A 22,617-nucleotide genomic window follows, 5' to 3' on the forward strand; every position below is an offset into this window, starting at 1 on the left:
CTTACCCAGAGGCATTTGGTTCTTGGCAACAGAAATTGACAGGACCTAACGGGAAGGACGTCTTATGACCACCAAAGTTGCCATCAACGGGTTTGGCCGCATCGGCCGCAACGTGCTGCGCGCGATCATCGAATCCGGCCGCACGGATATCGAGGTTGTGGCCATCAACGATCTGGGTCCGGTCGAAACCAACGCACACCTGCTGCGCTACGATTCCGTGCATGGCCGGTTCCCGGTCGAAGTCACCACTACCGCCGACTCGATCGACGTGGGTCGCGGGCCGATCGCAGTGACTGCGCTGCGCAACCCCGCCGAATTGCCGTGGTCCGGCGTAGATATCGTGCTGGAATGCACCGGCATCTTTACCTCAAAAGAAAAATGCCAGGCGCATCTCGAGAATGGCTCAAAACGTGTTCTGATCTCGGCTCCCGGCGCCAATGCGGACAAGACCATCGTTTACGGCGTGAACGACAGCACGCTGACCGCTGATGACATCATCGTTTCGAACGCATCCTGCACAACCAACTGCCTGTCGCCGGTCGCCAAGGTGCTGAATGACACCATCGGCATCAAACGCGGCTTTATGACCACGATCCATTCCTATACCGGCGACCAGCCGACGCTGGACACCATGCATTCGGATCTCTACCGCGGCCGTGCTGCGGCGCTGAACATGATCCCGACCTCGACCGGCGCAGCCAAGGCCGTGGGCCTGGTTCTGCCGGAACTGGCGGGCAAGCTCGACGGCGTTGCGATCCGCGTGCCGACACCCAACGTGTCGGTTGTGGATCTGACCTTTGAAGCGGCGCGCGAAACCTCGGTGGACGAGATCAACGCGGCGATCCGCTCCGCTGCTGACGGCGCGCTCAAGGGGATCCTAGGCTACACGGATCGTCCGCTGGTGAGCATGGATTTCAATCATGACCCGCATTCGTCAATTTTTCACACCGATCAGACCAAGGTGATGGAGGGCACATTGTGCCGCATTCTAAGCTGGTACGACAACGAATGGGGTTTTTCAAACCGCATGGCAGATACCGCCGTGGCAATGGGCAAGCTGATCTGAGCCAGCGCCACTGACGTCAGGACGTTAAACCGGCAGGGCACGCTCCTGCCGGTTTTTTTGTTCCTGAAAGGTACCCTGACTAGGGCGTGGAACTGTCCATGGCAGCGCAGGCCGCGCGATACCCGGACACTGCCAGAGGAAGCGCGCTCTGCGATACAATCGGTGGAGCGGAAAATCGCTCCAACGGGATCAGTCCGGCATGGGCAGCTGCGTCGAACTTTGGGCTGGTTAAACCGGTCGCTGCACCGATTGGGTCGGCGGCCTTGAATGGTGTGGTCTGCCTGACCGGCCCTAACCTGGGACGCATCTGCCCCACCGTACCAGCCATCTGAACCTGTTTGATATCGTCCATCGGGACGCTCCTGCTGCTTGGTAAACGAATGGATAGCCGCATCCTGGTTACCAACCCGTAAATCCAAGCCCTGCGTTTTCTGCATGGCGGCAATAGAGCCGTGTCCGTTGTGCTGCAGCGCAGCAAGCCTATGTTAGCGGCAACAGAAACGCTGAAATGAAACAGAAGACACACACCGATGATATTCTCGACGCTGCGCGAAAACATGAAGAAACGCGCCGAATGTAACCGGATCGCCCGCGAAATCCGCGAAATGCCAGCCGATGTGGCGCGCGATCTGAACATCTATCCCGGCGACGCCGACCAGATCGCCTTTACCGCCGTATACGGCAAATAACATATCCGGTGGCCCGAGGGTCACATTCAGAACAGGACGATACCAATGACACACATGATCCAAACCCTGCGTGACCGCATGAACCGCCAGATCGCTTATCGCCGCACCGTCAACGAACTGCTAGCGCTGTCGCTGAACAGCCGACTTGACCTGGATATTGCCGGGATCGAGGACAAGGTGGCAGCGCGCGCGGTCTGGGGCTGAATTTTCGCCTTAGCTAAATTTGGCGCGCAGCGCGGCGTGAACGGGCGGTGTCACAAACTTGCTGACATCGCCGCCCAACCGGGCGATTTCTTTGACCAGCTTGGACGCGATAGCCTGATGCCGGGCTTCGGCCATCAGGAACACCGTCTCGATCTGATCATTCAGCGCCCGGTTCATACCAACCATCTGAAATTCATATTCGAAATCAGCGACGGCCCGCAGGCCGCGCACGATGATCTTGGCGCCGACATCCTGGGCGCAGTCGATCAACAGATTCTCGAACGGATGCACGACAATATCGACGCCTGTTTGCTCGGACAGGGTTCGACATTCGTCGGTCAGCATCGCCACCCGCTCATCCAGCGAAAACAATGGACCCTTGTCGCGATTGATCGCAACCCCGATCACCAGACGGTCGACCATCACACTGGCGCGCCGGATGATGTCGATATGTCCGTGTGTGATGGGATCAAAAGTTCCCGGATATAGGCCGATGCGCATGCGGTGCCCCCTGTCTTGAGCGTCGGCACACGCAACAATATTGCGCGACGGTTTGCAAGCCCCGAAACGGCTTGCCGCCGGATCAATGCCCCATGATCATACCTTCAAGCGCCATTTTTTCCATCGCAAGCTCGCTCAGCCGCGCCTTGACCACGTCACCGATGGTGATGAGGCCGATCAATTTACCGTCCTCGACCACAGGCATATGGCGGAACCGGCCTTCGGTCATCCGGCTCAGGATCCCGTCAGCCTCGTCCGCGCGGGTGCATGTTTGTAGCTTGGCCGTCATGTAATCCCTGACCGAGGCGGACAGGCAGCGTTCGCCATGGCGGGCCAGTTCACGAACAATGTCACGTTCTGACAGGATACCATCAGCCGTGGTGCCATCCGCCGAGATCACCACCGTGCCGATTCTCTTTTCGGCCAGGATCTTGGCGGCGTCCGACACGAGCGAATCCGGGGTGACGGTCACGACGCCGTCATCCGCCTTGCTTTTAAGGATGTGGTGGACCTGCATAATGTCGTCTCCCCGTCACATAAAGTTGCTGGATCAAGCGTCCACCCTATCGCCCCGGTCTGTCAAGTCAGACCTTCCAGTCGGGCCACTTCACGGCGCAACCCATCCACCAGCGCTGCGGCAAAGCGATTCATCCGGTCAAGTCGGCGATCATCCGCGTGCCGGACCAGGTAAAAACTGCGCCGCAGGGCAATCCGGTCGCGCAGCACCAGCGTCATGTCGGGGGCCGCAGGCAAGGCAAAGTCATGCACGATGCCGATCCCTGCCCCATCCCGTAACCAGTGAAACTGCACCGCGACTGAATTCGACGCCAGCCCGACACGCGACAGGCCAATATCCGCCAGATAGTCGAGTTCCTTGTCAAATATCATATCGGGGATATAGCCAACAATCCGGTGATCGCGCAGATCCTCAGGCGCGTGGATCGGGGCATGACGGGACAGATAGGCCCGGCTCGCAGCAAGGTGTAGCTGATAATCGGTGATTTTCTGCACCGTGAGCCGACCAGCGGTGGGGGCAGACACCGCGATGGCCATGTCCGCTTCGCGCTTGGACAAATTCACCACGCGCGGCAGCGCAACGATCTGAAGATCAAGGTCAGGATTGTCATCAGCAATGGCAGCGCAGACCTGCGGCAGCAGGAAATTGGCGCATCCATCCGGCGCGCCGATTCGGATTTGCCCCGATAGCCCGCCGGTGCCGCCGCCCACGGCCTGTGTTGCGGCCTGCATCGCCTGTTCGGCCTCTTCCGCGTGGGACATCAACCGCCCGCCCCCGTCCGTCAGGGCATACCCCTGCGGCGATTTTACAAATAGCGGCGCGCCAAGGCTTTGTTCCAGCCGCGCAATGCGGCGCCCGACAGTGGCCGGGTCCATGCGCAGCGTGCGACCCGCCGCCGACAGGCTCTCGCCCCGCGCTACGGCAAGGAAAATCCGCATGTCGTCCCAGCTGTCCCGCATTTCATACCCCTATTTCTGCAAAACCTCTTTGGCAGATTGCCCCTGTGCAGCGCGTTTTTGCAAGACTAAGGTTAGGCCAAATCTCAGGAGGACCGAAACGATGCAAGAACTCAGCCATTACATGAACGGCGCCCACGTCAAGGGCACGTCGGGCCGCTTTGCCGATGTCTACAACCCCGCGACCGGCGAAGTGCAGGCACAATGCCCGCTCGCCTCGGTCGAAGAGATGGCGCAGGCGGTGGAATATGCCGCAGCCGCACAGCCGAAATGGGCCTCGGTCAATCCGCAGCGCCGGGCGCGCGTGATGATGAAATTCGTCGATCTGCTGAACCGCGACATGGACAAGCTGGCCGAGGCGCTGAGCCGCGAACATGGAAAGACATTCCCGGATGCCAAGGGCGACGTGCAGCGCGGTCTGGAAGTTGTCGAATACTGCATCGGCGCGCCGGAACTGCTCAAGGGCGCGTATACAGACAGCGCTGGTCCGGGCATCGACATGTACTCCATGCGTCAGGCGCTGGGTGTGACGGCCGGCATCACGCCGTTCAACTTTCCCGCGATGATCCCGATGTGGATGTTTGCACCCGCCATCGTCTGCGGCAACGCCTTTATCCTCAAGCCGTCCGAACGCGATCCTTCAGTGCCGCTGATGCTGGCCGAACTGCTCGAAGAGGCCGGCCTGCCCAAGGGCATCATTCAGGTCGTCAACGGTGACAAAGTGGCAGTGGATGCGATCATCGACCATCCAGTGATCCAGTCGATCGGCTTTGTCGGATCGACCCCGATCGCGGAATACATCTATGGTCGCGGCTGTTCCAACGGCAAGCGGGTGCAGTGTTTTGGCGGTGCCAAGAACCACATGATCATCATGCCCGACGCCGATATGGATCAGGCGGCAGACGCGCTGATTGGCGCGGGCTATGGCGCTGCCGGCGAACGTTGCATGGCGATTTCGGTCGCGGTTCCCGTCGGCGATGAAACCGCCGACCGTCTGATCGCAAAGCTGGTCCCGCGGATCGAAAAGCTGAAGGTCGGGCCCTATACCTCTGGAAACGATGTCGATTATGGTCCGGTGGTCACGGCCGCCGCCAAGGAAAAGATCCTCGGGTTGGTGCAGTCCGGTGTCGATCAGGGTGCCGAGCTGGTGGTGGACGGACGTGGTTTCAACCTGCAAGGCTACGAGGACGGCTTTTTTGTCGGGCCGCATCTGTTTGACCGGGTGACCAAGGACATGGACATCTACAAGCAGGAAATCTTTGGCCCCGTGCTATCCTGCGTCCGCGCCCAGAACTACGAAGAGGCGCTGGGTCTGGCGATGGATCACGAGATGGGCAACGGCACCGCGATCTACACCCGTGACGGCGACGCTGCCCGCGATTTCGCCAACCGTGTGAACGTCGGCATGATCGGCATCAACGTTCCGATCCCGGTGCCGCTGGCCTATCACACCTTTGGCGGCTGGAAGAAGTCAGTCTTTGGCGACCTGAACCAGCACGGTCCGGACGCGTTCAAGTTCTACACCCGGACCAAGACCGTCACTTCGCGCTGGCCCTCGGGCATCAAAGACGGCGGGGAATTCAACTTCAAGCCGATGGAGTAAACGGTTTGCCCGGCTGGTGCTGCCAGCCGGGCAACGTCTCGCGCCTACTGACCCTTGTCAGCCGACGCGCGGTCTGGTGAGGTGGCATGAACCGGGGAGGGTTGCATGGCAGAACCTGCGTTCAGCATCGGCATCGAAGAGGAATATCTGCTGGTGCATCAGGACAGCCTGGCACTGGCAGAGGCGCCTGAGGGGCTGATTGATGCTTGTGCAGCTGCATTGGGCGATCAGGTTAGTCCGGAATTCCTGCAATGCCAGATCGAAGTCGGCACCAAGGTCTGCGCTGGGGTATCCGGGGCACGCGGCGACCTGAAACGTCTGCGCAGTACCGTCGCCCGCGAGGCTGCGCGCTATGGTCTTGCCCCGATTGCCGCCTCTTGCCACCCACTGGCCGACTGGAAAAACCAAAGCCACACCAACAAGGCGCGCTATAATTCGCTCAGCCGCGATCTGGGCGGTGTCGCGCGGCGTATGCTGATCTGCGGCATGCACGTTCATGTGGGGCTGGATGACGATGCCCTACGCGCCGACCTCATGCGGCAAATGCCCTATTTCCTGCCGCATCTGCTGGCACTTTCGACCTCTTCGCCATTCTGGCAGGGCGAAGATACCGGCATGGCATCCTACCGCATTTCGGTTTTTGACAATCTGCCCCGCACCGGATTGCCGCCACAGTTCGAGACGTGGCAGGAATTCACCCGGTCGGTGAATATTCTGGTGGATCTCGGCGTGATCGAAGATGCTTCCAAGATCTGGTGGGATCTGCGCCCGTCCGCCCAGTATCCAACGCTTGAGACCCGGATCATGGATGTGCAGCCCCGGATCGAAGACACGCTGATGCTGGCGGCGCTGAACCAGTGTATCCTGCGGATGCTGTGGCGGTTGCGGGTCCGCAATCAGCGCTGGCGGATCTACGATGCATTCCTGATCTCGGAAAACCGCTGGCGGGCGCAACGCTATGGCGTGACCGAGGGGCTGATCGACTTTGGCGCCGGGGCCATTGTGCCGTTCAGCGACCTGGCACACGAGTTGATCGCCTTGGTCGAGGAGGACGCGGGCATCCTGCGCTGCAACCGTGAATTGGAGCGGATGCAGGGGGTTGTGGCCCAAGGCACATCGTCCAGCCGTCAACGCGCGGTGCAAACCGTCGCGACCGAGGCTGGTCAGGACCGCGAAGGCCAGATGCGCGCCGTCGTGGCGCATCTGGTGGAGGAGTTTCATGCGGACCTGTAGATTAGGCTATTCGATGTCCGGGGTTGCGGTGTCTTCCGGAAGCGGAGCGGAGGCCGCGTCTTCGCGGTCGTCCTCTTTTTCCTTGTTCTTGTCCGGTGTGACCTCGCAGCCATTCAAGAAGTTAGCGCAGAAGGTTTCCGTGACATGATCTGTGTACAGCACGCCTTCGTTGCCAGCGCCCTTTGGCGCCCTGTCGAGAAAGGTACCGTCGTTCTGGGCTTTAGCGGGCAATGGGGCGCAGAACGCGACGATGAGCAAGGGTATGGAAATGTGTTTGGTCATGAATAAAATCCTTAAAGTACAGCTTAGAATGTAATGACTCTACCATAAAGTGAGCGACGCTTCAATCGCTCTCGCCAAGATTGCCCTGACGCGGCTTGGCCGGGGCGTTTGCAAAACTGCTGAAACACTCGCGATCCAAACGATCGTTCCGTTCGCACCAACCAACGAGGGCCACATGGATTTCGCATTATCCGAAGAACAGACCGCCATTTTCGACATGGCTCACGGCTTTGGCCAGGACCAGATCGCCCCCCATGCCCGCAAGTGGGAGGCCGAAGGCGAGATCCCGAAAACTCTCTGGCCCGAGGTCGCGGCTCTCGGCCTTGGCGGTATCTATGTCAGTGAGGACAGCGGCGGATCCGGCCTGACCCGGCTGGACGCGACGCTGGTGTTCGAGGCGCTGTCGATGGCCTGCCCGTCGGTCGCGGCCTTTCTGTCGATTCACAACATGTGCGCCAAGATGATCGACGAATTCGGATCTGAGGAACTCAAGGCACGGGTGCTGCCGGGCGTTCTGAACATGCAATATGTCCTCAGCTATTGCTTGACCGAACCCGGCTCAGGCTCGGACGCAGCAGCGCTTAAAACCCGCGCCACGCGCACCAACGAAGGCTACACACTGACCGGGACCAAGGCGTTCATCTCGGGCGGTGGCTATTCGGATGGCTATGTCACCATGGTGCGCACGGGCGAGGACGGCGCGCGCGGGATCTCTGCCATGCTGGTCGAGGATGGCGCACCCGGGCTTAGCTTTGGCGGTCTTGAGGACAAGATGGGCTGGCGTTCGCAGCCGACTCGTCAGGTGCAGTTTGACGACTGCCCGGTACCCGCCGACAACCTGATCGGCGATGAGGGACAGGGTTTCAAATACGCCATGAATGGGCTAGATGGCGGACGGCTGAACATCTCGGCCTGTTCACTGGGCGCGGCGCAATCCGGGCTGGACATGACGCTGGCCTACATGCGCGAGCGCAAGGCCTTTGGCCAGAGCATTGACCAGTTTCAGGCGCTGCAATTCCGGTTGGCGGATATGGAAATCGAGTTGCAGGCGGCGCGGGTCTTTCTGCGCCAAGCAGCATGGAAGCTGGACACCGGCGCGCCAGACGCGACCAAATACTGTGCCATGGCCAAAAAGTTTGTCACCGAGGCCGGATCGAGGATTGTTGATCAATGCCTGCAACTGCATGGCGGCTATGGTTATCTGGCAGACTACGGCATCGAAAAACTTGTGCGCGACTTGCGGGTGCATCAAATCCTTGAAGGGACCAATGAAATCATGCGCCTGATCGTCGCGCGGCAGATGCTGGCTGCATGATGTCTGAAATCTCAATCCGCACAATCGGTCGTGCCGGTCGCATTACCCTCACCCGCCCCAAGGTGATGAACGCACTGAGCTATGATATGTGCCTGCAAATTGATGCAGCGCTGCGATGCTGGCAGCACGACGACGCGGTTGCGCTGGTGGTGATCGACGCAATTGGCGACAAGGCGTTCTGCGCCGGTGGCGACATCGCCAAGATGTACGCCACCGGCAAGGCAGGCGATTTTGGCTTTGGCCGTACGTTCTGGCGCGACGAATACCGCATGAACGCATTGATCGCCGAATACCCAAAACCGGTAGTCAGCCTGATGCAGGGGTTTACCATGGGCGGCGGCGTCGGCATCGGTTGCCACGGGTCGCACCGCGTGGTCTGCGAAAGCAGCAGCATCGCCATGCCGGAATGCGGAATCGGTCTGATCCCTGATGTTGGCGGCACCTATCTGCTGGCCCGTGCGCCGGGGCGGCTGGGGGAATACCTCGGACTGACGGCGGCACGTATGGGGGCGGATGATGCGATTTTTGCCGGTTTTGCAGACTTTTATGTGCCGCAAGCCACCTGGCCCGCGCTGATCGATCACCTCGAAAAAAGCGGCGACATTCGCGGTCTGCCCGACAAATGCACGACGCCGCCACCGGGCAAATTGCACGACCTTGCGCAACAGATCGACGCAAATTTTGGCGGCGAACGCTTACGCGATGTGGTGAATCTGCTGCGCGCGTCCGACACAGAGTTTGCCGTCGGGGCGCTGAAAACACTCGGGCGAAATGCCCCCCTGTCGATGGCCTGCACGCTGGAAATGCTGCACCGGATGCGGGCCGGAACGCCGAATATCCGCAAGGCGCTGGAACTCGAATATCGCTATACCCACCGTGCCATGGAGCACAGCGATTTCCTCGAGGGCATCCGCGCTGCGATCATCGACAAGGATCGGACCCCAAAGTGGCGGCATTCCGTCGACACTGTCCCGCTGACCGATGTGTCGCGGATGCTGCGACCGCTGGGGGCAGACAAACTGAACTTTGAACAACAGGAGACAGGCATGATCATCGGTTTTATCGGTCTGGGGAACATGGGTGGTCCGATGGCCGCCAATCTCGCACGTGCAGGACACCGGGTGCAGGGGTACGACACCGCACCACAAGCCATCGACGGTGTTCAAAGCACAGCATCAGCCGGCCAGGCCGCTCAGGGCGCGGATGTGGTCATCACCATGCTGCCCAATGGTGCCATCCTGCGTGCGGTGGCAAGCGAGGTGATCCCCGCAATGTCGCCCGGCGCCGTGTTCCTCGACTGCTCGACCGTCGATGTGGAAAGCGCCCGTGCGGTGGCAGCAGACGCGGCAGAGGCTGGTCTGCTTGCCCTGGATGCGCCAGTGTCCGGTGGCATCGGCGGTGCCAGCGCAGGCACCCTTACCTTCATGATCGGCGGACCAGCCGATGGCGTAAAAAAGGCGCAGGATCTCTTTGATATCATGGGACAAAAGTCTGTTCACTGCGGCCCCTCGGGCAACGGTCAGGCTGCCAAGATCTGCAACAACATGATCCTTGGCGTTACCATGATCGCCACCTGCGAAGCCTTTGCTTTGGCGGACAAACTTGGCCTCGACAGGCAAGCGATGTTTGATGTGGTTTCGACCTCGTCGGGGTATTCATGGTCAATGAACGCCTACTGCCCTGCGCCTGGAATCGGGCCGATGTCACCTGCTGACAACGGATATGCCCCCGGATTTGCTGCCGAGCTGATGCTCAAGGATCTGCGACTGGCACAGCAGGCAGCAGAAACGGTTAACGCAGACACCCCGATGGGCACATCGGCGGCCCAGCTTTACGGTCAGTTTGTCGAGGATGAGAACGGCAAGGGTCTGGATTTCAGCGCAATGCTCCCGCGGTTCGAAACACGCAAACGAAGCTGACACAAATCACCAGCCGACCCACCATGCGCCAAAATCTTACTCAAGATTTTTTCAATTTTCTTTTCAATTTTCTTTTCAAGAAAATTTTCAACGGCGCATGGCGGCTCGGATAAACAGCGTTACCTATTCAGCGGCAACCTTGCGCCCTTCAAGCATCGGTTTGAGGTAGCGCCCGGTATGGCTGTCCTTCGCGGTGGCGACTTGTTCCGGTGTGCCCACCGCAACGATCCGCCCACCGCCGTCACCGCCCTCTGGCCCGATATCGATGATCCAGTCGGCGGTCTTAATCACATCCAGATTGTGTTCGATCACCACCACCGTATTGCCCTGTTCGACCAGTTCATGCAGCACTTCCAGCAGCTTGCGCACATCTTCGAAATGCAGGCCGGTCGTCGGTTCGTCCAGAATATAGAGCGTGCGACCAGTGGATCGGCGCGCCAGCTCCTTGGACAGCTTGACCCGCTGCGCCTCTCCGCCTGAAAGGGTTGTGGCCTGCTGACCGACCTTGATGTAGCCTAACCCGACCTGCACCAGCGCATCCATCTTTTCCCGGACCGACGGCACAGCCTGGAAAAAGCTTTGCGCATCCTCAACCGTCATATCGAGAACATCGGCTATACTCTTGCCTTTAAAGCGAACTTCCAATGTCTCTCGGTTGTAGCGCGCACCTTTGCAGGTTTCACAGGTGACGTAAACATCGGGCAGAAAATGCATCTCGATCTTGATCACGCCGTCGCCCTGGCATGCCTCACACCGCCCGCCTTTGACGTTGAAACTAAACCGGCCGGGTTTATAGCCCCGGGCCTTGGCCTCTGGCAGTCCTGCAAACCAGTCGCGTATCGGGGTGAACGCCCCGGTGTAGGTCGCCGGGTTCGACCGTGGCGTGCGTCCGATGGCGCGCTGGTCGATATCGATCACCTTGTCGAGATGTTCAAATCCCTTGATCGTCTCGCAGGGGGCTGGTGTCTCGCGCGCACCGTTCAGCTTCATCGCGGCATTCTTGTAGAGAGTCTCAATGGTCAAGGTGGATTTCCCGCCACCGGACACACCGGTCACACAGACAAATTTCCCCAATGGAAACTCTGCAGTTACAGAATGAAGGTTATTACCTGTCGCCTTGACAACTTTGAGTTTTTTTCCATTTCCCTTGCGCCGTATCGCTGGCACAGGAACCTCTCGCGTGCCTGACAAATACTGACCCGTCACGCTGTTCGGATCGGCTGCAATCTCTTGCGGCGTGCCATGGCTGACCACCTGTCCACCATGCACACCGGCCCCCGGACCGATGTCAAAGACGTAGTCCGCCGCGCGGATCGCCTCTTCGTCATGCTCGACAACCAGCACGGAATTGCCCTGATCGCGCAGATTTTTGAGCGTCAGCAACAGCCGATCGTTGTCGCGTTGATGCAACCCAATCGAGGGTTCGTCGAGCACGTAAAGCACCCCTGTCAGACCCGAGCCGATCTGCGATGCAAGCCGGATCCGCTGGGATTCCCCGCCCGACAATGTGCCCGCGCTGCGCGAAAGGGTCAGGTATTCCAAACCGACATTGTTCAGGAATCCAACGCGTTCGCGGATTTCCTTAAGAATGGCGCGGGCGATTTCGTTCTTCTGCTTGGTCAGGTCGCCGGGAACAGTTTCGCACCAGTCAAATGCCTCGCGGATGGATTTTTCCACCACTTGGCCGATGTGCAGCCCGCCGATCTTGATCGCCAGTGTTTCGGGCCGCAGGCGATAGCCCTCGCAGGTACCGCAGCGGCGGTTGTTCTGGTACCGCTCAAACTCTTCGCGTACCCAGGCGCTGTCGGTTTCGCGGTAGCGACGTTCCATGTTGGGAATGACGCCTTCGAACACCCGTTCAACCTGATAGACCCGGCCGCCTTCATCATAGCGGAACTTGATCTCTTCGTCGCCTGAACCGCGCAGAAACACCTCCTGTACTTTGTCGGGCAGATCTTTCCACTTGGTCTTCGGGTCGAACTGATAGTGTTTGGCGATGGCCTGAATCGTTTGGGTAAAATAGGGTGACTTGCCCTTGCGCCACGGCGCCAACGCGCCGTCACCGATGCGCAGATCCGCATCCGGCACCACCAGCCGTTCGTCAAAAAACAGCTCGACCCCCAGACCGTCACAGGACGGACAAGCCCCATGCGGCGCGTTGAACGAAAACATCCTCGGCTCGATCTCGGGGATGGTGAAACCACTGACCGGGCAGGCAAAATTCTCGGAAAAAGTGATACGCTCAGGCTCGGCATCCGCATCATCGGTGCTGGGCGCAGTTTCCAGAATGGCGATCCCTGATGTGAGATCGAGCGCGGTGCGGAACGAGTCAGCTAGCCGCGTCTCGAGCCCTTCGCGAACCACCAGACGGTCGACCACAACGTCGATATCATGGCGGAACTTCTTGTCCAACGTGGGCGGTTCATCCAGCTCGTAGAACTGCCCATCAACCTTGACCCGTTGGAACCCCTGCTTGCGCAACTCCAGGAATTCCTTGCGATATTCACCTTTGCGGTCACGCACGATGGGGGCCAGAAGATAGGCGCGGGTCCCCTCCTCCATTGCCATGACGCGGTCGACCATATCCTGCACCTGCTGCGCCTCAATCGGCAGACCAGTGGCAGGGCTGTAGGGCGTCCCGACGCGGGCAAAAAGCAGCCGCATATAGTCGTAGATTTCCGTAACGGTCCCGACGGTCGAGCGCGGGTTTTTCGACGTGGTCTTTTGTTCGATGGAAATGGCCGGGCTAAGCCCCGAGATGTGATCCACATCAGGTTTTTCCATCATGTCGAGGAACTGCCGCGCATAAGCCGACAGCGATTCGACATAGCGGCGCTGCCCCTCGGCATAGATCGTATCGAACGCCAGCGAGGATTTTCCCGAGCCGGAAAGTCCCGTAATCACAACCAGTTGGTCGCGCGGGATATCCACGTCGATGTTCTTGAGGTTGTGTTCGCGCGCGCCGCGCACCTCGATAAACTTCATCTCAGCCATGAGAGCTCCCGGAATTTTCGGTTAAGACATAGTTGACGACCCGGGTTTCGCCAACTCAAAAGAGCGAACAAATGTGGAACATTTTCGCGATTTGACCAGATCGTGTGCCGCGCGCACCCAATGCTTGGGTGATCCAGCCCTCAAGTACACTTGGGACACTGGCGACGATGCTTTGGCCTTGTCAATTCAGCGATACAGCAGCGAAATGCCCTTGTGGAACAGATGCACCTTTTCCGGCACCGCGCCCAGTTTCACGCTGGTCCCGCGTAACCCGGAGTGGATGCCCGGCAGCTTGCCGATGATCGCGTCACCGCCGTCCTGCTTTTCGAAATACAGCAGCGTGACTTCGCCCAGTGCCTCAGTGATGGCGACCTTGCCGTCAAAGATGTAGTCAGCGCCCGGCTGCACCTCTAGAAAATCCTCGGGCCGCACGCCGACGTTGACCTTGATCCCCATATCAACCGCATGGGAAGGATATAGCGATACCGCCGTGCCGCCACCGTTCATGCGAATTGTAGTTCGCTCGCCGGTGCCGACCACCTCACCCGGCATCAGATTCATCGCGGGTGAGCCAATGAACTGCGCCACAAATTCGCCGTTGGGCCGTTCGTACAATTCAAGCGGCGTTCCGACTTGCGCGATCCCCTTATTCGCCAGCACGACGATACGTGTGGCCAGCGTCATCGCCTCGACCTGATCATGGGTGACATAGATCATCGTCGAATTCGGCATCGATTCCTTGAGCTGCGCAATCTCGATCCGGGTGGCGACACGCAGGGCAGCGTCGAGGTTCGACAGAGGTTCGTCAAACAGATAGACCTTGGGATCGCGCACGATGGAGCGACCGATGGCAACCCGCTGGCGTTGCCCACCCGACAGCGCCTTGGGCAAACGGTCGAGATAGGGTTCAAGTTGCAGAATTTTCGCCGCCTTGTTCACGGCGGCATCAATTTCGGTCTTGGATTTTTTGGCAATTTTCAGCGCAAAGCTCATGTTGTCGCGCACCGTCATATGTGGATAAAGTGCGTAACTTTGGAACACCATGGCAATGCCGCGCTGCGCCGGGGGCACATCGTTGACCCGCTGACCGTCGATTTCCAGCGTCCCGTCGGTGATTTTTTCCAATCCGGCAATCATCCGCAGCAAGGTGGATTTACCGCAGCCCGACGGCCCGACAAAGACGATCAGTTCGCCCTGCTGGATGTCCAGGTTGATGTCCTTCAACACATTGACGGCACCCCCATAGGTTTTGGCGACGTCCGTCAGCTTGAGGTTGGCCATGCTGTTCCCTCCCTAAGAACGTGATGGTTGGGGCGCCAGCACAGCCAGAGAAGGCTGCCAGGGGCCAAGATGCAGTCGCCCGTCAGGCGCCGACGCGGCAGAGCCGAGTTCGGCGCCAACCTGATGCCAGGCACCTGCAGGCATGTCGATGCTGCTGGGATCGCCGCTCAGATTAAACGCGCAAAAGAGGGTTTGATTATCGTCCGTGCGGATAAAATGCAGCACATTTCCGGTGGCCTGCATGTCCGACATGCTGCCTTTGGCCAACGCCGGATGGTTGCGGCGGAACGCCAATGCACGACGATAATGGTGCAGCATCGCCGCCGGGTCCTGCTCTTGCGTGGTCACCGCATGGTTCAGGTGTTCATGACTGACCGGCAGCCAGGGATGACCCTGTGAAAAGCCGCCATTCTGGTTCGACGGTTCCCACACCATCGGCGTGCGGCACCCATCCCGCCCTTTGAACGCGGGCCAGAACCGTTTGCCATACGGGTCCTGAAGATCCTCGAATGCGACATCCGCCTCGGGCAGCGCCAGCTCTTCGCCCTGATACAGGCAAACCGACCCGCGCAGGCACATCATCAGCGTGGTAAAGGCGCGTGTGGCGGCGTCGGTCAATTTCCAGCGCGACACATGGCGCGGCACATCATGGTTGGAAAACGCCCAGCAGGCCCAGCCATCGGGGGCAGCCCGCGCGAGGTGCTCCATCACCTCGGCAACATATGGCGCGTCTGGGACGTGGTTCGACAGCAATTCGAACGCATAGCTCATGTGGATCAAATCATCACCAGCAGTATATTGCCCCAATATCTCGAGTCCGCGCTGGTCATCACCGACTTCTCCCACAGCGGTGGCGTTGTATTCATTTAGCAACGACCTGAATTTGCGCAGAAAATCTAGGTTTTCGGGCTGGGTCTTGTCATAGAGATGGTTTTGCCAAGTATAGGGATTCACCGCCGGCGCGGTGATCGGGTTACGCTCGGATTCGGGGAGTGGCGGGTTGTCGCGCAGCTGTGCGTCGTGAACGTAAAAGTTTATAGTGTCGAGCCGGAAGCCGTCGACACCCCGGTTAAGCCAGAACCGCGCGGCATCCAGCAATGCGCCCTGCACCGATGGTTCATGAAAGTTAAGGTCCGGCTGCTCGGCAAGAAAGTTGTGCAGGTAGTACTGGCAGCGCGTCGGCTCCCATTGCCAGGCCGATCCGCCAAAGATCGACAGCCAGTTATTGGGCGGCGTGCCGTCCGGCTTGGCCTCGGCCCAGACGTACCAGTTGGCGCGGGGATTGTCGCGGCTGGCGCGGGATTCGACAAACCACGGGTGATCCTGCGACGAATGCGACAGCACCAGGTCGATCAGGACCTTCAGCCCCAGCCGATGCGCCGTGGTGATCAGGATGTCGAAATCCGCGATGCTGCCGAACATCGGATCAACATCGCAATAATCCGACACGTCATAGCCGAAATCCTTCATCGGCGACTTGAAGAAGGGCGAGATCCAGATCGCATCGACACCCAGAGACGCCACGTGCGGCAACCGTTGCGCGATACCCAGCAAATCGCCAATACCGTCACCGTTGCTGTCCTGAAAGCTGCGGGGGTAGATCTGATAGATCACCGCGCCACGCCACCAATCCCGATCGGTGGCGTCAGCGGGCGCAGATTGGGTCGCCAATACGTTCATAAAGGGAAACTTTCGTTTATTTGACAGAGCCGGCCAGCAGGCCCCGGACGAGGTATTTCTGCATGGCAAAGAACACAAAGAGCGGCACCGCGATCGACACAAATGCCGCCGCAGCCAGGATCCCCCAGTCACCGCCGCGCGACCCCAGCAGGTCGTCGGCGATCTTGACCGTCATCACCCAGGATTCGCTGTTCGAGGGCAGGAACACCTTTGCCACCAGCAGGTCGTTCCAGGTCCACAGGAACTGAAAGATTGCGAACGACGCGAGCGCCGGAAACGACAGCGGCAGCACGATCTTGGTGAAGACCTGGAAATCGGTGGCACCGTCGACCTTGGCGCTTTCGATGATGTCGCGCGGCAGGCCGACCATGTAATTGCGCAAGAGGTAGATGGCCAGGGGCAGGCCGAACCCGGTATGCGCCAGCCAGATCCCCAGAAAGGATTGCCCGATGCCGATCTTGTTGTGCAGTTGCAGCAGCGGCACCAGTGCCAGTTGCAGCGGCACCACGAGCAGGCCGACCACCATGGCGATCAGGAATCCGCGCCCGGCAAAATCCATCCAGGCCAGCGCATAAGCGGCAAAAGCGGCGATCAGGATCGGGATGATCGTCGCCGGGATTGTCACCGTCAGCGTGTTGATGAACGCGCGGTCCATGTTGTCCGAGGTCAGGATCTGGCGGTAATTGTCCAGCCCGAACTCTGGCGGCTGTTCGGCGGTGATATATAGCGTCGGCGCGCGGCTGATCTCGCTGTCCTGCGCCCAGATGAAATCGCCATTGGCCTGCACCGTCAGCGCGCGGTCGATGTAGAAATCGGTGACCGGGCGGCCATCCTCATCGGTCTCGGGCACCTCGGGCTGGCCATCCGCGGGCCAGGCGGTTTCGTAATTCTCCTCATCGGTGGAGCCGTCAGTTTCCGTCACCACCAGCTTGAGCCGACCGTAGGTCATGCCCGGCTCTGCCGCCCCCGGATCGCGCCCGGTGATGCCAAAGCCCGAAACAGAACCTTTGCCATCAACAAAGAGGTTGCCCGAGAAGGTGTAGAGCGCGCCGTCGCGGCTGACGCCCTGTGGGTCCGGCGACAGCCGGAACGCCTGCTCCACCGGGAACATCGACGCCCACCACCCGGTTTCCGAGATCTGCTCGCGGTCCCGGAACGACGACACCAGCAGCCCCACGGTCGGAATCAGCCAGATCAGCACCAGCGCCACCACGCAAATGTTGGTCACGATGGAGAGCGAGGTCTTCTGTCCGGCGATATTGTCCATGATGCTCTCCTCAGCGCAGTTCTTTGCGGGCCTGGCGGATGTTCTGGATCATCACCGGCAGCACGATGATCATGATGACAAAGGCCACTGCGGTCGCCCGCCCGTCATCGCGGAACATGTAATCCATCATGTAGCTTGGCAGGATCTCGGTATCGAAATTACCGCCGGTCATGGCATAGACGATGTCGAACACCTTGAGCACAAGGATGGTGATCGTTGTCCAGACAACCACGATGGTGCCCATGATCTGCGGCACCTTGATCTTAAAGAAGATCTGGAACGGGTTGGCACCGTCGATGATCGCCGCCTCGATGGTTTCCTCGGGGATGCCACGCAGGGCGGCGGACAGGATCACCATGGCGAAACCGGTCTGTATCCAGATCAGGATCACCATCAGGAAGAAGTTGTTCCAGAACGGGATCTGCAGCACGTCGACCGGACCCAGACCGATGAAATCCCGCACCGCGTTGATGATGCCGATGTCAGCATCATTGGCATAGACGAATTTCCAGATCAGCGAGGCGCCGACAAAAGAAATCGCCATCGGCATGAAGATCAGCGATTTCGCGATGTTGCCCCAGCGCAGCCGGTCGGTCAGTTGTGCCACCAGCAGACCCAGGAATGTCGCCCCGGCAGGCACCACCAGCGCCCAGAGGATGTTGTTCAACAGCGCGGTACGAAACCCCTCTTCGGCGAACATCGACGCGTAGTTGCCAAAGCCAATGAACTCCTCGCCCGAACGATTGTAGAGCGACCGGACGAAGCTGCCGATGACCGGATAAACCAGATACAGCCCCAGCGCGAACATCGCCGGGAACAGAAACAACCATGGCCGCACCAGCGTGGCGCGGTTGATGTTGCGGCCCTGATCGTCATTGCGCTGCGGAAAGATAACTTTGTCGAGGATCAGGTTGGACAGGTAGAAATAGCCGACACATCCGCCAACGCCGACGATGATCGTGATGAAACCCTGAAGCATTGGCGACATGTGGATCTCCTGTCCTGATCGCGGCAGACCGATACGTGCTTGATCTGGTTGCAGACTGACCCGTCGCGCGGATCGCGCCAGTGCACAGTAGAAACCGCCCCCGGTCAAACGTATCGGCGGGGGCGGATCGTATCTGAAGGGTCCGCCTTAGCGGATCGCGTCCCAGCGGGACTGGATCTCGGTTGCGACATCTGCCGCGTCACTTCCCGTGGTGTAATCCACCATACCAGACCAGAACGCCCCGGCACCAATCTCGGACGGCATCAGGTCGGATGCGTCAAAGCGGAACGTGGTCGCATTGCCCAGAATCGCGCCCTGCGCGCGTTGGCTGTCATCGGCATAGGCATCCGGATTGACACCTGCATGAGCGGTCAGGAAACCGCCCTGCGCCATCCACAATTCATGTGCAATCGGGGTTTTGAGGAATTCGATCATCGCAGTCGTGGCCTCGGACGGCTTGGTAATGGCGAACAGCGTGCCAGCCCCCAGAACCGGCTTGCCCAGATCTTTTTCCGCGTAGGCCGGGAAGTAAAAGAAATCCACGTCCTCGCCCGCCTTGGTGCCTTCGGGAAAGAAGGCCGGGATAAACGATGCTTGCCGGTGCATGTAGCATTCCGCCGGGATGGTAAACAGGCCCGCCGGGCTGTCGCGGAAATCGGTCGTGGCCACAGCCGAGGCGCCGCCATTCACAAACTCATCGTTGCGCGCGAACCAGCCGAATTCCTCAACCGCCTCAATCACCTTGGGATCGTTGAACTTTAGATCATTCGTAACCCAAGCGTCATAATCCGCAGGCGTTTGCGTGCGCAGCATCAGATCCTCGACCCAGTCGGTCGCAGGCCAGCCGGTCGCGGCCCCAGACCCCAGCCCGATGCACCACGGCGTACCGCCGTCATCGACGATCTGCTGCGTCAACTCCTTGAGCTCTTCCATGGTTTCGGGGATATCATAGCCGCCCTCGTCAAAGGCGATGGGCGAATACCAGACCAGTGATTTCAGATCCACGCGGTAGAACAGACCATAGAGCGCGTCGGTCCCGTCCTTACCGGCATAAGTGCCCAGATCGACCCAGGACGGACCGGCAGCGAAATTTTCGGCCACCCATTCGGCAGTGCCATCCGCCAGCGGCGTCAACATGCCCTGCGACGCAAGATCAGCGGCCAGACCCGGCTGCGGAAACACTGCCAGATTGGGGGCCGATCCGGCGCGGGTCGAAATCACGATATCCTGCTCGAAACTGTCAGATCCGGAATAGTTGACCGTCGCCCCCGTGGCTTCTGTGAAGTAGTCGAACACTTTGTCGACCTTTTCCTTTTCATTGCCGGTCCAGGGGCCGGTAATCTCGACCGTCTGGCCGGACAGTTCATAGGCGTCGGCAAAGGTGTTGTAGCCATCCCAGTCGAATGCACCTTCGCCCGGCGTAAACGGCAGATGACTTTCGGCATGGGCTACACCGGCGGTCAGCGCCGCCAGCGCCACCCCCGTCATTAATGTCTGTTTCATCAAAAATCCTCCCAGATCTTGCGTCACCGCTTGGGCATTCGGGACTCATCTCAGCCGACAAACTCAAAGCGCTTTGGACGGGATCAGGCTTAAACAGTTCGTGCAACCTGTCAATGGGGTAGTGCGCCATTTCAAACCAATCCAATACTGATATACAGCTAAAGGTTGCGCGCCAGAAACCACTTTCCCACCCGCTGTTTTATCGGCTAACCTAGCTGAAATTTGAAAGCGCTTTGGAACCTGTCGCGCCATGAACCTCAAACAATTGGCTGAGCATCTCAACCTGTCCCAGACCACGGTCAGCCGGGCGCTGAACGGCTATCCCGAGGTGCGCGAGGCCACGCGCCTGCGGGTTCAAAAGGCCGCCGCCGAACATCACTATACCCCCAACGCCCGCGCCAAAGGGCTGGCCACCGGGCGCGCGATGTCGATTGGGCACATCATCTCAACCTCCAAGAAACACGAGATGGTCAACCCGGTCTTCGGCGACTTCATCACCGGCGCGTCCGAGGCCTATGTCGAGGCCGGATACGATATGGTGCTGACATTGGTCGAGGATGGCGACGAGGCGCGGCTCTATCGCAACATCCGCGACAAGGGCAATGTCGACGGCATTATCGTGCATGGTCCCCGGATGAACGACAGCCGGATCGGGTTGCTGACGTCGCTGGGGTTGCCGTTTGTGGTACATGGCCGCGCGTCGGATGTGACCAGGCCCTATTCCTGGATCGACATGAACAACCGCCGCGCCTTTGAACGGGCCGCAGGATTCCTGACCGATCTCGGGCACCGCCGGATCGCGTTGATCAACGGGCTGGAGTTCATGGATTTTGCCCACAGGCGGCGCGAAGGATATCTCGCCGCGTTGGCGACTGCCGAAACTGCCCCGGATACAGCCCTTATGCGACAGGGCGAAATGACCGAGGTGCTGGGCTTTCGCGCCGCCTCCGAGATGTTGGCGCTGGTCGATCCGCCGACCGCGTTTCTGACCTCCTCCATGGTGACGGCCATCGGCGTGCGGCGCGCATTGGCGGATCGTGGCCTGGAAATGGGGCGCGACGTGTCCGTCATCACGCATGACGATGATCTGAGCTATATGCCCAACGGCACGGATGAACCGATATTTACCGCAGTGCGGTCTTCGGTCCGCAACGCGGGCAACCGGGCGGCAAAAATGCTGTTGCGGATGATCGCAGAGCCGGATTGCGCGCCTTTGCAATTCATGCTCGAAGCGGAACTGATCCTCGGCCGGTCCACTGGCCCTGCCCGCCCGCGCCAGACCTAAGGAGCCCTCATGCGACACAAACGAAGCGATTTTCCGCAGGGGTTCCAGTTCGGCACCGCGACATCAAGTTACCAGATCGAGGGACACGGTTTTGGCGGTGCGGGGCCGACGCACTGGGACAGCTTTGCTGCCACGCCGGGCAATGTGGTGCGGGCCGAAAACGGCTTGCGCGCCTGCGATCACTATCACCGCTACGAAGCTGATCTGGATCTGGTCGCCACCGCCGGATTCGACAGCTATCGGTTTTCCACATCCTGGGCACGGGTTCTGCCCGAAGGGCGCGGCACCCCGAACCCCGAGGGTCTCGATTTCTACGACCGGCTGACGGATGCGATGCTGGAACGCGGGATCAAACCCTGCGCGACGCTGTATCATTGGGAGTTGCCGCAGCCGCTGTCGGATCTGGGCGGCTGGCGCAATCCCGATATCGGCAACTGGTTCGCGGATTTTACCCAAGTCATCATGGGCCGGATTGGCGACAGAATGCATTCGGTCGCCCCAATCAACGAACCCTGGTGCGTCGCATGGATCAGCCACTTTCTGGGCTTGCACGCGCCCGGCCTACGTGACATCCGCGCCACCGCCCGCGCCATGCACCATGTGCTGCTGGCCCATGGCCGCGCGACGCAGGTGATGCGGGGGCTTGGCATGGATAACCTTGGCGCCGTGTTCAATATGGAATGGCCGCAACCGGTGGACGACAGCGCAGGTGCCGCGCGCGCTGCCGACACCTATGACGGCTATTACAACCGCTTCTACCTCGATGGTGTGTTCAAAGGCCGCTACCCCGACAGCGTTCTTGCGGGAATGGAGCAGCACCTGCCCAAAGGCTGGCAGGACGACTTCCCTGTCATTCAGACCCCCGTGGACTGGTGCGGCATCAACTACTACACCCGCAAGGTGCTGGCCCCAAACGATGGCCCCTGGCCCCATCTGGACGAGGTCGAAGGCCCATTGCCCAAGACCTTTATGGATTGGGAGATTTATCCTGAAGGGTTGTATAAATTCCTCAAACGGACGGCGGCAGAATATACCGGTGATTTGCCGCTGTTCGTGACCGAGAACGGCATGGCCAGCCCTGATGTGATCGACGACGGTGTGATCCGCGACCCGGCCCGCATCGCATATATCAACGATCATCTGGACTCGGTGCGTCGGGCGATTGCAGAAGGAGTGCCGGTGCAGGGCTATTTCATCTGGTCGCTGATGGACAATTACGAATGGGCGCTGGGCTATGAAAAGCGGTTCGGCCTCGTGCATGTAGATTTCGACAGCCTTGAACGCACCCCCAAAGAATCTTACCACGCTGTGGCGCGGGCATTGAAAGAGTAGAG

20 protein-coding genes are annotated in these 22,617 nt (G+C 59.6%); 9 read left to right on the plus strand and 11 right to left on the minus strand.

Annotated elements, in window-relative coordinates; genetic code table 11:
- The first annotated feature begins 64 nt into the window (after nucleotides 1–64).
- Entirely contained in the window at nucleotides 65–1,066 is a 1,002-nt protein-coding gene (gap, locus tag IMCC21224_RS11110; RefSeq protein WP_047995414.1) for a type I glyceraldehyde-3-phosphate dehydrogenase, read from the plus strand.
- A gap of 79 nt (nucleotides 1,067–1,145) precedes the next feature.
- On the opposite strand, the gene IMCC21224_RS11115 is transcribed toward gap, so the two are convergent.
- Nucleotides 1,146–1,418 (minus strand): hypothetical protein, encoded by a 273-nt coding sequence (locus IMCC21224_RS11115; RefSeq protein ID WP_047995415.1) that lies wholly within the window; start codon nucleotides 1,416–1,418, stop codon nucleotides 1,146–1,148.
- Nucleotides 1,419–1,596: 178 nt separating this feature from the next.
- On the opposite strand from IMCC21224_RS11115, the gene IMCC21224_RS27785 reads away from it, so the two are divergent.
- Nucleotides 1,597–1,755, plus strand: coding sequence for a hypothetical protein (locus tag IMCC21224_RS27785; protein WP_156178239.1), 159 nt, complete (start codon nucleotides 1,597–1,599; stop codon nucleotides 1,753–1,755).
- A gap of 45 nt (nucleotides 1,756–1,800) precedes the next feature.
- Nucleotides 1,801–1,959, plus strand: coding sequence for a hypothetical protein (locus tag IMCC21224_RS28200; RefSeq protein ID WP_197089198.1), 159 nt, complete (start codon nucleotides 1,801–1,803; stop codon nucleotides 1,957–1,959).
- 9 nt (nucleotides 1,960–1,968) lie between these two features.
- On the opposite strand, the gene coaD is transcribed toward IMCC21224_RS28200, so the two are convergent.
- The 3 genes from coaD to IMCC21224_RS11130 all read right to left on the minus strand — a co-directional run bounded on the left by coaD (nucleotide 1,969) and on the right by IMCC21224_RS11130 (nucleotide 3,936).
- Complete coding sequence (coaD, locus tag IMCC21224_RS11120; RefSeq protein WP_047995416.1) at nucleotides 1,969–2,460, minus strand: pantetheine-phosphate adenylyltransferase; 492 nt, start codon at nucleotides 2,458–2,460, stop codon at nucleotides 1,969–1,971.
- A gap of 82 nt (nucleotides 2,461–2,542) precedes the next feature.
- The gene (locus tag IMCC21224_RS11125) at nucleotides 2,543–2,977 is read right to left on the minus strand and encodes a CBS domain-containing protein (protein ID WP_047995417.1); all 435 of its coding nucleotides are present in this window, start codon (nucleotides 2,975–2,977) and stop codon (nucleotides 2,543–2,545) included.
- A gap of 62 nt (nucleotides 2,978–3,039) precedes the next feature.
- Nucleotides 3,040–3,936 (minus strand): LysR family transcriptional regulator, encoded by an 897-nt coding sequence (locus tag IMCC21224_RS11130; RefSeq protein ID WP_047995418.1) that lies wholly within the window; start codon nucleotides 3,934–3,936, stop codon nucleotides 3,040–3,042.
- Between the two features lie 100 nt (nucleotides 3,937–4,036).
- Between IMCC21224_RS11130 and IMCC21224_RS11135 the strand changes: the two genes are divergently transcribed.
- Together IMCC21224_RS11135 and IMCC21224_RS11140 are read left to right on the plus strand one after the other, a co-directional pair.
- Nucleotides 4,037–5,536 carry a CoA-acylating methylmalonate-semialdehyde dehydrogenase gene (locus IMCC21224_RS11135; protein ID WP_047995419.1) on the plus strand — a complete coding sequence of 500 codons (1,500 nt, stop codon included), beginning with the start codon at nucleotides 4,037–4,039 and terminating at the stop codon, nucleotides 5,534–5,536.
- A 105-nt stretch (nucleotides 5,537–5,641) separates the two neighbouring features.
- Nucleotides 5,642–6,769 carry a carboxylate-amine ligase gene (locus tag IMCC21224_RS11140; RefSeq protein ID WP_047995420.1) on the plus strand — a complete coding sequence of 376 codons (1,128 nt, stop codon included), beginning with the start codon at nucleotides 5,642–5,644 and terminating at the stop codon, nucleotides 6,767–6,769.
- A 6-nt stretch (nucleotides 6,770–6,775) separates the two neighbouring features.
- Here IMCC21224_RS11140 and IMCC21224_RS11145 read toward each other — a convergent pair whose 3' ends face one another.
- Nucleotides 6,776–7,051, minus strand: a complete 276-nt coding sequence (locus tag IMCC21224_RS11145) for a hypothetical protein (RefSeq protein ID WP_047995421.1) — start codon at nucleotides 7,049–7,051, stop codon at nucleotides 6,776–6,778.
- Between the two features lie 175 nt (nucleotides 7,052–7,226).
- Here IMCC21224_RS11145 and IMCC21224_RS11150 point away from each other — a divergent pair, with 175 nt between their 5' ends.
- Nucleotides 7,227–8,366, plus strand: coding sequence for an acyl-CoA dehydrogenase family protein (locus IMCC21224_RS11150; protein WP_047997046.1), 1,140 nt, complete (start codon nucleotides 7,227–7,229; stop codon nucleotides 8,364–8,366).
- Nucleotides 8,363–10,285 (plus strand): 3-hydroxyisobutyrate dehydrogenase, encoded by a 1,923-nt coding sequence (gene mmsB, locus IMCC21224_RS27070; RefSeq protein ID WP_231582062.1) that lies wholly within the window; start codon nucleotides 8,363–8,365, stop codon nucleotides 10,283–10,285. The genes IMCC21224_RS11150 and mmsB overlap by 4 nt, the downstream gene beginning before the upstream one ends.
- 123 nt (nucleotides 10,286–10,408) lie before the next feature.
- Here mmsB and uvrA read toward each other — a convergent pair whose 3' ends face one another.
- From uvrA to IMCC21224_RS11190, 6 genes are all read right to left on the minus strand, one after another.
- Nucleotides 10,409–13,279, minus strand: a complete 2,871-nt coding sequence (uvrA, locus tag IMCC21224_RS11165) for an excinuclease ABC subunit UvrA (RefSeq protein WP_047995422.1) — start codon at nucleotides 13,277–13,279, stop codon at nucleotides 10,409–10,411.
- Between the two features lie 186 nt (nucleotides 13,280–13,465).
- A complete protein-coding gene (locus IMCC21224_RS11170; RefSeq protein WP_047995423.1) occupies nucleotides 13,466–14,560 on the minus strand; it encodes an ABC transporter ATP-binding protein in 1,095 nt (364 codons plus the stop codon).
- Between the two features lie 12 nt (nucleotides 14,561–14,572).
- A complete protein-coding gene (locus IMCC21224_RS11175) occupies nucleotides 14,573–16,240 on the minus strand; it encodes an alpha-amylase family glycosyl hydrolase (RefSeq protein ID WP_047995424.1) in 1,668 nt (555 codons plus the stop codon).
- A 16-nt stretch (nucleotides 16,241–16,256) separates the two neighbouring features.
- Nucleotides 16,257–17,507: a carbohydrate ABC transporter permease gene (locus tag IMCC21224_RS11180; RefSeq protein WP_047995425.1), complete on the minus strand. Its 1,251-nt coding sequence runs from the start codon at nucleotides 17,505–17,507 to the stop codon at nucleotides 16,257–16,259.
- A 10-nt stretch (nucleotides 17,508–17,517) separates the two neighbouring features.
- Entirely contained in the window at nucleotides 17,518–18,495 is a 978-nt protein-coding gene (locus IMCC21224_RS11185; RefSeq protein WP_047995426.1) for a carbohydrate ABC transporter permease, read from the minus strand.
- A gap of 147 nt (nucleotides 18,496–18,642) precedes the next feature.
- Nucleotides 18,643–19,998 (minus strand): ABC transporter substrate-binding protein, encoded by a 1,356-nt coding sequence (locus IMCC21224_RS11190; RefSeq protein ID WP_047995427.1) that lies wholly within the window; start codon nucleotides 19,996–19,998, stop codon nucleotides 18,643–18,645.
- Nucleotides 19,999–20,248: 250 nt separating this feature from the next.
- Here IMCC21224_RS11190 and IMCC21224_RS11195 point away from each other — a divergent pair, with 250 nt between their 5' ends.
- Both IMCC21224_RS11195 and IMCC21224_RS11200 read left to right on the plus strand, forming a co-directional pair.
- On the plus strand, nucleotides 20,249–21,283 hold the full coding sequence (locus IMCC21224_RS11195) for a LacI family DNA-binding transcriptional regulator (RefSeq protein WP_047995428.1): 1,035 nt from the start codon (nucleotides 20,249–20,251) through the stop codon (nucleotides 21,281–21,283).
- Nucleotides 21,284–21,292: 9 nt separating this feature from the next.
- Entirely contained in the window at nucleotides 21,293–22,615 is a 1,323-nt protein-coding gene (locus IMCC21224_RS11200; protein WP_047995429.1) for a GH1 family beta-glucosidase, read from the plus strand.
- Nucleotides 22,616–22,617 lie beyond the last annotated feature (2 nt).

This window comes from Puniceibacterium sp. IMCC21224, from assembly GCF_001038505.1.
Taxonomy (GTDB): Bacteria; Pseudomonadota; Alphaproteobacteria; order Rhodobacterales; family Rhodobacteraceae; genus Puniceibacterium.